Here is a 10,331-nt window from a genome sequence, read left to right as displayed (position 1 = left end):
CCTCTGGGCTGGGGCCAAAAAGCCGCCCCGCTTTGTTGCTCGTCGGTCACGGGTATATTTCATACCTGCTCCCTCCTCGCGCCTCGCCGGACGGCTTTTTGATCCCCAGCGCGGGTCACGCGGGTTATCCGGATAGGCTCTTAGCCGGCTGAACCAGATTTTCGTGAGGTCGCCGGTCTTTTTTTTGACAATTTGTCTCTACCAGCGCAGACCACTACTGGCTCAAGCTGTCGCGGCAGACATCCTTCGGAAAGAATGGGAACAATCTACAGTCCGCCACGGCTGGAGGGTAAACCGTTATGTGATCATGCCTGATCACGTTCACTTACTAGCCTGGCCAGCAGAGAATCCTTCATCTTTGAGCAAAATGGATTCAGCAGTGGAAGCAATGGACATCCAAACAATTGACCAAGGCCCTTACGATTCCCGCCCCTATCTGGCAACGCGAATTCTTCGACCATCTGTGCCGCACCGAAGCAAAAGTCGGAGAAAAATGGGAATATGTGCGGCAGAACCCCGTGCGTGCCGGATTGGTGGACCGTGCTGAAGATTGGCCTTGGTCCGGAGAAATTCATCCCCTGTAGCCGCGATCGGTGATCGCGGGGCCTCCCTCCCCTACCTCCCTCCCCTACCTCCCTCCCCTACCCCCATCCCCTTCCGCGATGACCCGTCGCGGCTACAGAATACGGTTTTATTCCGCCACCGGTTGTTCGTCTGACTTGACTCTCAACGTCAGCAGCGCGGCCAGGGCCATGGCGGCTCCACCGGCCACGACGATGTAAACCGAATCGATCGCGGGGAAGTGTTCCAACACCTTGCCCAGGCCGAGGGCGATGGTGATCTGTGGCAGGACGATGAAGAAATTGAACACGCCCATGTAGAAACCCATTTTGTCCGCCGGAAGTGCGTTGGCCAGCATGGCGTAGGGCATCGAAAGGATGGACGCCCAGGCGATCCCCACCCCGGCCATGGCCAGCAATAACAAGTGCTTGTCCGAAATCACAGACACGGATGCCAGGCCGGCGGCACCGATCAAAAGACAGGCCAGGTGGATCAGGCGGGCGGAAAACTTCCGCGCCAGGGCAATCAAGGCAAAGGAGAAGACAAAACAAACCGCGTTGTAGACCGAGAAACACACCCCGGTCCACTGGCCGGCCTCGGCCACCAAGCCGGAATAGGCGGGCGTGTCCTTGACGGCGCCGAAGACGTGGCGGGCAATGGCGGGTGAAAAATAAATCCACATGCAGAACAAACCGGTCCAGGTGAAGAACTGGACCCAGGCCAGTTGGCGCATGACGCGCGGCATCGTTTTCAAGCCATGGATGAACTCGCGGAAGAACCCCGCCACGCCCCCACTTTCCGACTTCATGCGCGCAAAAGCCTCCGGGTCCTCCGGAGGATACTCCGTTGTGGTGAAAACGGTCCAGAGGACCGCAGCCAAGAAGACCACGGCACCGGTGTAAAAAGCATAATGCACGGCCGGAGGGATCTGTCCCGCAGGGGCTGTCCCGGCCACCCCGAAGTGCTCGGTCAGGAAGTAGGGCATCGAGGAGGCCAGCACCGCCCCGAGGCCGATGAACAGGCTCTGCAGGGCAAAGCCCTGTTTGCGCTGGGACTCCGGCAGGATGTCGGCCACGAAGGCACGGAACGGTTCCATGCTGATGTTGACGGAAGCGTCGAGGATCCAGAGCAATCCGGCCGCCATCCACAACCCGCTCGAATTGGGCATGAAGACCAGGGCGACCGAGGCCAGGATGGCCCCGACGAGAAAATAAGGACGACGGCGGCCCAACCGGTTCCAGGTCCGGTCGCTCATGTAACCAATGATCGGCTGGATCACGAGGCCGGTCACCGGGGCGGCCAGCCACAAAAGGGGCAGCTCGGACTCACTGGCTCCGAGCATTTGATAGATGGACGACATGTTGGCCATTTGCAGGCCCCAGCCGAACTGGATACCAAAGAAGCCGAAGCTCATGTTCCAGAGCGACCAAAAATTGAGACGGGGTTTTTCCTTCATAATGAATCGGGTTGGGATGCGTGTTTAGGGTTTGGTGAAATAGGCCGCGCGGCCGGCGTCCAGATTGAACCGGGCTGTTCCGTTGCGCACTTCGAGGGTGTTTTTCGAAAAGGCGTCCGTATACGTGCCATCGGCCATCTCCGGACCCGCCGGCAATTCGAAGGCAGAGGCGGCCTCGCCCCGGTTCCAGGCCGCGAGCACGACGTCATCCAGATGGCGGCGGACAAAGGCATAACGGTCCCCATCCGCCACCAAGGCGCGGCGGCTGCCGTAACGGAGGGCCGGATGCATCCTGCGTGCGGCGGTGGCCCGGGAAAAGAAATCCCGCACCGACTTCTGGTCACTGGAAAGATCCTTCTCCAGCGGCATCATGCGGCGGTTGTCGGGGTCGCCCGCCCCGGTCATGCCCACTTCGTCGCCGTAATACACCATCGGTGCGCCATCGATGGCCATGATGAAGGCCAGGGCCATCTTCAGTTTCTCGTAGGAACTGCGATGGTCGACCTGGGGGGGCTTGTTCCAGCCAACCTCTTCCTCGTCCTTGATTTCGGCATCGGGCAGATCGCCATCGGCGAAGGCCATGAAGCGGGACTTGTCGTGGTTCCCGACCAGCGTGGACATGAGGGTCTCCTTGCCGTAGATGACTTCGGAGGCGGCCAGGGATTTTTCCAATTCGGCAAAGTCCATTTTACCAGTGGCAAAAACTTCCATCAGGGTGTCGTAGAGTGGGAAATCAAATTGCCCATCCAGCATGTTCGGCCCGACAAAGGACATGATGCCCCGGCGGTCCATGAAGGTTTCCCCGACAAAATACATCGGGGCACTCCGTCTGGCCTGGACGCGGTCGCGCAGGGCGGCACGGAATTTCCACCAAAAGGAATACTGGATGTGTTTGACCGCATCCAGGCGGTAGCCGTCTAGCTGGTACTTTTCCGCCCAGGCGACAGCGTTGTCGATGAGGTAGCGCACGGCCTGCTCGTTTTCGAAGTTGAAACCGGGCAGCCATTCTTCGAACCAGGTGGTGAACTGGTGTTCGTCCCAAATGCGGAGGTTTTTGCGGCCATCGGGGAGTTCGAGGGTGCCGAACCAATCACGGTGTTCCTTCCAGAGCGGGTGCTCGATGTGGGCGTGCTTGAGCACCAGGTCGGCGATGATTTTCCCCTTTTTCTTGTGGGTGCTTTCCACCAGGGCCGTCAGCTCCTTCTCGCCGCCAAAGCGGGGTTCGACGTCGGTGGAAGATACCGGCCAGTAACCGTGGTAGCCGGTGTAGGTGCGCTGCGGGGCCTTGTAGGACTTCCAAGCGCCGTCGGGATTGCGGTTGAGCGGGGCCAACCAGAGGACGTTGGCCCCGATTTTCTCGAAGTAGCCTTCCTCCACCTTCTGGCGGATGCCGGCGAAGTCGCCACCGTAGTAATTGGCCTGCGGCAGGACATCGGGATTTTTCACCGGGCGGTCGTTGGAGGGATCGCCGTTCACAAAGCGGTCGGTGAAAGCGTAGTAGATGACCGCATCCTGCCATTGGAATGATCCATCGGGCCGGATCTGGACGCGGGCGGGCGGGCTGACGCGTCCCTTGTCATCCACAACCGCCAACCGGAGCCAGGAGCGGTCGGGGAAGGATGCGGTGGAAATCTTGACCCGCCCACCCGTCGCTTCGGTCTGGATCACTTGGGACGATCCGTTTGGAAGTTGCAGCACGGCCGACACCCGGGGGAGCGAACCATCGGGCACACGGAAGACCACGTTGTCGCGGCCCTGACTCTCGGCATAGACCGAGGCCGCCGCGCCCGGGGCCGTTCCTTCCTTCAAACGGAGCAGGGAGTTGTCACTACCGGGTTCGGTCTCGGAATTGGCGGGGTCCGGGGTCCAGACGCCATCGACCAGGAACTTGTAAGGATGATCCCCGGCGGGCAAAGGAACGGTGAGTTCGAACTTCCCGGAACCATTGGATTTCAAGGGGTGGGAATCGGTATTCCAACCGTTGAATACCCCTGCCAGCGTGACCTTGGATGCCTTGCCCGTCCGATCCTCGTAGACAAAGGTGTGCCCGGCGGGCGCCGACACCGCCAGGGTCAGGACGGCCTCGGCCAGCGGTGGTGCGTTCTTTTTGGCGCCTTCGGCCACCACACGAAGCGGGATGTCGATGAGCCCCTTGGCTCCGGACGCAGGCGTGACCCGCAGTTGGAACGCGGATTCATTCAGACTGGCTTCCCAGTCCTTTCCGGATGTTGGAACGTCAAGCCGGCCTCCCGGCCCGGCTTCGAAGAATCGCCGCAGATCCAGGGTGAATTCCTTCCCGGCCTCGACGGTTTGAATCGGGATCCAGCCCAGATAGGGCCGATCGGCGGCATGAAGGATTCCCAAGCCCAGTACCCCACTTGCGAGCAGGACGCACCACAGCGATGGGGAGGGACGATGGCGATGGGATAGAAATAGGTTCATTTCAAGGCGGGGCCGGACGCGGCGCTTTTGATTTCGAAGTAATACGGGGTGAGCGGAGGGAGTGTGGGAACGACCAGTTCTTTCCCGGCGGCTACCAGCCGGAGCGGAGGCGTCGAGGAAAGTTTTTCCTCGAAGGCGAGACCGGCCAGGGGTTTGCCCAGGAACATGGAAGCCTGCGGGGTGAAGACCACCGCGACGTCCCGCAGCGTTTCCGAACGGTGGAGGTTGGCCAGAACGAGGAACGCTTGTCCGGTGGCCTGATCCCGGCGGAGGTATCCGTAAAGCCAGTGGCCGCTGGCTTTTTCATCCCCCAACCGCCCGTAGGCCGGGTTGGGTTCATTATCGGGATTGAGGGGATAGAAATCGCCATCACGGAAGGCCGGCTCATTGGCCAGCCGCACCAGGCGTCCGTAGAATTCCCGCAAGTCCTTTTGGGCGGCGGAGAGGCGCCCCCCGTCGAACTTGCCCCCGTTGACCCATTTGGCGAATTCCGGCATCGACCAGTAATCGAAGATCGAGGTGCGGGCATCATCCCCGCCGAAACCCTCCGCACCGTCGGCCGGTTCACCCACTTCCTGGCCACTGTAGAGCATGATCGGCCCGCGCGAGAGGCCGTAAAGGATGGCAGAAACCGGACGTCCGGCTTCCATGCCGATACCGCCCCAATGGCCCTTCCCGGCCAGACGGACCTCGTCGTGGTTTTCCGCGTAACGCAGGGACTGGTCGGCGACAAAGGGGGCGAGGTGGATACGGTCCAGGTCGTTGGCCCAGGCCCCGCCATCATAGATATCCTTGAGCTTGTCGTAAGTGGCATCGTCGTAAACGGCGTCGAATCCGGCATTGAGCAGGTCGACCATGACATGCCCCCCTCCGGCTTCGCGCACCACCGGATCGCCCCCCGGGACCTTGGCGGGATCGCTGTCATAGGCCTCTGCGACGAAATACACCCCCGGATTGCGTGAGCGGGCGCGGGTGATCATCCATGACCAGAATTCCGGTGGGACCATGTGGGCCATGTCGACGCGGAACCCGTCCACCCCCATCTCCTGCCAATAGGCGATGACCGCGTCCATTTTGTTCCAAGTATCAGGGATGGGCAAAGCCGACTGGTCGCCATGGGGGTAGGTGCGGCGCTTCTTGGCGGGGTCGGTGAAGTCGAACCCGTAGTTGAGTTTGACCGTTTCGTACCAACTGCCCGCGTCGGGCTCCCAACTGGCGACGTTGTTTCCGGTGACCCGTCCCGCGTCCCTTTCGCCGGCGAAGAGGCCGTCGCTGGGAGTTTTGGCCACCTTGCAGGTCGGGCTGGTCGGCCGGCCTTGGGCATCGACCGTGGGCAGACGGAGGGGTGGCCCCTTGCCGGTGGGGTTGCATTCGGGGGTGAGCCAGAAGAAATTGTTGTCCGGGCTGAAGAATTTCGTGCGGTCGTCTTTGCTCCCAAAATCCAGATCCGGCTTGATGGTGGAATGGTAGCTGCGGGCCACATGGTTGGGGACGAAGTCGATGAGGACTTTCAACCCGGAAGCGTGGACCCGGGACACCATGGCCTTGAATTCTTCCAGTCGCTTGGCCGGATCACGGGCGTAGTCGGGGCAGACATCGAAGTAATCCTTGATGGCGTAGGGACTGCCGGCCAGTCCCTTGAGCAGGTCGGGATCGTCGGCGGGTTCGCCGATGGCGCTGTAGTCGGTCGCGGTGGCCTGCTGGAGAACACCAGTGGCCCAGATGTGGGTGAAGCCCGTTTTTTTGAGGGAGGCGAGGGAATCCGGATTCAGATCGGCGAACTTGCCCGAGCCGTTGTCTTCGATGAACCCGTTGGGTTTGCGGGTTTCGTTGGTGTTGCCGAAATGGCGGGGAAGCATCTGATAGATACGGACCTTGGCGGCATCGGTGTCACCGCGCGACCTGAGCGTCAGAGCGCCGTCTTTTCCTTCCAAGGCGAGGAAGTGTCGCAGCACAACGTCACCCGAGCCCCCGGTGTGGCCTGTTCCGAGGGCGCCGAAAAGCGTGCCCCAACCGGGAGGGCTGCTGAAATCCTTGGCGTAGGCGGTCACCCGCAGACCTTCCGATTTTCCGATGAGACTCCGGGGCAGAACCAACGTGAGAGTGCCCTCCCCCCGCTGGACGCGAACGGTGTCGTTGCCGGACTGGGGGGCCGACCACTGGGTCTGGTTCCAGCGGCGGAACCGGGTATTTGAGCCGTCTGCGGTGGCGTAGACCAACAAACCTGCGCGGAAGGGGAGGAAAACGGTCGAACCCTCGGTGTCCTTGGCGTAGGGCGTGATGAAGGAACCACCCATCTCCCGGTTGCCCACGGCCAGGCAAACCTGGGACGAGGATGCGTTGACACGGGGACTTTTCCAGGTCACCGAAAGCGCTTCCGGACTGTATTGGACAGTATAACCGACACCATCCGCTCCCCTCCCCTCGTAGGCATAGACAGGTGTGAGGAGTGGGCTCATGGCGGAAAAGAGAAACAGGAGGCTCAGACGGGGATAGGATGGATTCATGGAGTTGAGAAAGCAAAAGCTTTGACGGGGCGATGTATAACAGAACCGGGCAGAACGTCGCACATGATGGGGGGTCAGGGTTGAACCTCGATGTGGTAGAAACGGGAGGCGGGCAGAGTCGTGGAGTCGGAAAAAATCAGCTCGGGCGGGGAAGTTTCGGCAGAAGGCGCGGTCAGGAGCGAGTCGGGCAGGTCGGTGACCCACTGGGCATCGGCGAGGGAATTCTTGTAACGGATGCGATACGACTTGCCCGGAACACCGGGCCAGCGGATTTCCAGGATGCCATTGCGGGGACCGAAAGACGGGCGCAAGCCGCGTTCTGGAACCAGGAGGTCAAGGCGGTTGTCGCCGGCGGAATCGCGCAGGGCCTGGAGGGGCACGGCGAGAAACTCCGAGGGTTCGATGTTGCCGTTGGGGACCACCGCGGCGGGCGCCTGGGCGGCCAGGGCGCCACCGTTGGCGGTTTGATAGGCGGCACTGGCAAAGTAGAGCGTGTCGGGCATCGTGCCGAAGGTGTCCACCAGATCGATGACTCCCTCCACCTGGCCGGAAGCGTTCTTGTTGACGGTGCCATTCAGCGTGGTGCCGCCGGGATTGTGCCACTGCCATCCGGCCCAGCCATTGGTGGACTCCATGCAAAGCACGGCCGCGGTGGTGGGCACGGCCACCTGCCCGGCCTTGCCCCAACCCGCCAGGGCGGGGGTGGTGGCGGAGGGCAGGAGTTCATCGGAAACCAGGACGAAATGGTCATTGCCATTGGCGGCAGCGGCAAACCAAGTGGCGACGTAAAGCTTGGTGCCGCGGACACAGGCGTAAATCGTCATGCCGGGGTTGCTGAGGAGATAACCGGGGGGTGCGGAGCCGCTGAGCACAAAGGGCGGAGGATCGACACCGGGTGCCGCACTGGTGATGGACAGGGCGGCGCTGGGGGAGGACTGCCCGGCACTGTTCACCGCGATGACGGTATAGCTGTAGGAGGTCGAGGGCATGACGGTGGTGTCGGAGAAGTAGGGAAAGGCGCTGGTGCCCACCTCGACCCCACCCCGGAGGATGCGGTAGCTGGAGGCTTCGGAGGATGCGGTCCAACCGAGGTTGATGCGGTTACCCGCCGGGGATTCCCCCGCCAGGCCGGTGGGGGCGGCGGGGGGCTGGGTGGCGGTACCATCGTCCTCGACGAAGACATGCTGGATGTCGGACTTGTGGGTGTTGTTGCGGGTGTCGGTGGCCTCGACGTAATAATCGAGGAGCTTGCCCTTGAAACCCGCCAGGTTGGTGTTGGTGATTTTGACCACGTAGTAATCGGCCAGTTCGGGTGGGGTGGTGAAGTAATTGATCTGGCCGTTGTTGGCGGCGGCGTTGAGGGTGGAGGGGGAATTGGGCAGGACTTTTTTGGTCATGGGAAGGCTGACCCAGGAACCCACTTCGCCGCCGCCCGCGTAGGTTTCATTCTGGTTCGAGCCCAGCGGATTGGTGCCGTCGGCGTCGATGCGCACCTTGAGATTCACCGAGGAAATTCCAGAAAGATCGTAGGCGTGGGTCCAGATGTAGAATTCCGAAGGCATCTTTTTGAGGTAACGGGTGTCACCGCCGGGAATGGAATTGAACCATCCGAAGGTGTAGGCACCCGGGTTGTAGGGGAAGCGTTGGGGCTTGAGGACCGAGGGCGGGGTGCGGTCGTTGTTGCGGCGGGACGCGGTCATCCAAGGCTGCAGTTTTTCAATGGCACGGCGGGTGGCCAGGGACTGTTTGACTTCATCGTCATTTCCCAGGCCGCCGTAGTAATTGAAGCCGGAATCGAGACCGCCGAGGTAGATGTGCCAGGCCAGCTCGACATCGTTGGGTGCGGGATTCCAACTGGAGGTGTTGCCATCGCCCCAATCGTAAGGCGCCTGGATAACCCAGGCCCGTGCACTGCCCCCCTCATCGCGCAGGATCTGTTCCGCGGTCTCGACCCAATTGGCCCCCGTGATGACCGGGGCCCAGCTCCAGAATTTGAGGGCGAAGCCGGGCGTTTCCAAGTCGATGACCGTGCCCGGAACTTTCGTGGTGCTGGTGGCGTTGCCCACCGGGGGCTCGATCCATTTGAGGAAGTAGGGCGAACCGTAGTCGCTCTCCGGAAAGATCCAAGCCCCGTCCTCGATGTGGGCCAGGGGGGCATTGGCCTTGTTGTCATCCACGAAATCCTGGGGGGTGGAAGGCCGGTAACCGGCCGAAGCCGAGCCATTGAAGAATTGCGGGGTGGCTTCGTTCCAGGAACTTGATCCCCCTCCCCAGGCATTGTCGCCGTCGGTCGCGGGCATGACGATGACCGGGCGGTTGGGATCGGTGGCGAAAGGTGAAATGAACTCGCCGATTTTGCCGATGCCCTCATTGGCGTAGCCGTAGCGATAGCTGAGTACATCGTCGGAGGGCACGGCAACCATGAATTTTTCCGCCCCGGTTTCGGGGTTGACGTATTTGACCTTGTGCAGCTGGTAGGCGTAGGGGGCGACATTCCAAGCGGCGTTGCCGGGGTTGGGCTGGCTGTACCACCAACCGGTGGTGGGGGATGGGCCGATCTGGTCGGCCTTGTTGGGCGGGCTGGAGAATATGTTGTAGGAGGCGGTGGGGTCGGCCTGGTTGTTGTAGGTCGGACAGGTGCGGCTGATGTGGTGGCTGGGAACAATGACCCATTCGTAGCCTTCATCGGCCAGGACATCGATGATGTGGCGCGAATAGGCCATTTCGGTGGGAAAGAATCCCTTGGAATGGTCGGAGAGGTCGGCGTTGCCGCCCCAGGCCTTCCACCAAGCCTGCTTGAAGATCTGGATTTCCTTGCGCAGGACGGCCTTGGGGATGAGGGGGGCGAGCGAGTGGTGGTAGGTGAACCCGACCATGTCCATGCGGGTGGCCCCGGTGCCGTTGCGGGTGCGCCAGCCACGGGCCTCGCGGTAACCGTTGTTCCAGCCGCTGCCGTAGCCGAGCTGGCCGAGCGAACCGAGCTGGCGGACGTTGTCGATGAGCGAACCGGAGTAGCTGACGGCGAAACCCCCGTTGCTGTTAAAAGAGGCCAGGGAATTTCGCGGGCCGCTTTGATAGGCATTGCGGCGGTCGTCGAGTCCAAAGATGTTGCCCAGGTCATTTTCCGGGTGGCCCACGCCGGTGCCGTAGGTCTGGCCGTTTTTCAACACGATCGAATCCCAGGCATACTGGATGCGCTGGTTCTGCCCTCCGTTGCCGTTCCACTCCGGCCAATAGATCGGCTGGTGGTTGTGCCAGAAGCGGGAGACATAGACGTTGTTGTTGGCGTGGCTGGTGGCCATCCCCCAGGCCAGAAAAGCAAGGGCCCAGGGTCTCCAGCTTGGACAGTTCAATTTCATGGCCAA

The 10,331-nt window shown here is 61.5% G+C and carries 4 protein-coding genes; all 4 read right to left on the bottom strand.

All coding sequences use genetic code 11. From position 1 onward, the window contains the following. Window positions 1-691: 691 nt before the first annotated feature. The 4 genes from SFU85_06570 to SFU85_06555 all read right to left on the bottom strand — a co-directional run bounded on the left by SFU85_06570 (window position 692) and on the right by SFU85_06555 (window position 10,325). A complete protein-coding gene (locus SFU85_06570) occupies window positions 692-2,017 on the bottom strand; it encodes an MFS transporter (GenBank protein MDX6766438.1) in 1,326 nt (441 codons plus the stop codon). A 24-nt stretch (window positions 2,018-2,041) separates the two neighbouring features. Beyond that, window positions 2,042-4,459 carry an alpha-amylase family glycosyl hydrolase gene (locus tag SFU85_06565; protein ID MDX6766437.1) on the bottom strand — a complete coding sequence of 806 codons (2,418 nt, stop codon included), beginning with the start codon at window positions 4,457-4,459 and terminating at the stop codon, window positions 2,042-2,044. Then, entirely contained in the window at window positions 4,456-6,966 is a 2,511-nt protein-coding gene (locus SFU85_06560) for an alpha-amylase family glycosyl hydrolase (protein MDX6766436.1), read from the bottom strand. Before SFU85_06560 ends, SFU85_06565 begins: the two co-directional genes overlap by 4 nt. Window positions 6,967-7,040: 74 nt before the next feature. Continuing rightward, window positions 7,041-10,325, bottom strand: coding sequence for a hypothetical protein (locus SFU85_06555; protein MDX6766435.1), 3,285 nt, complete (start codon window positions 10,323-10,325; stop codon window positions 7,041-7,043). Window positions 10,326-10,331 lie beyond the last annotated feature (6 nt).

The sequence above is a fragment of the Candidatus Methylacidiphilales bacterium genome (assembly GCA_033875315.1).
Taxonomy (GTDB): Bacteria; Verrucomicrobiota; Verrucomicrobiia; order Methylacidiphilales; family CAZTYG01; genus JANRJG01.
This window is presented reverse-complemented; position numbering and strand designations above follow the sequence as displayed.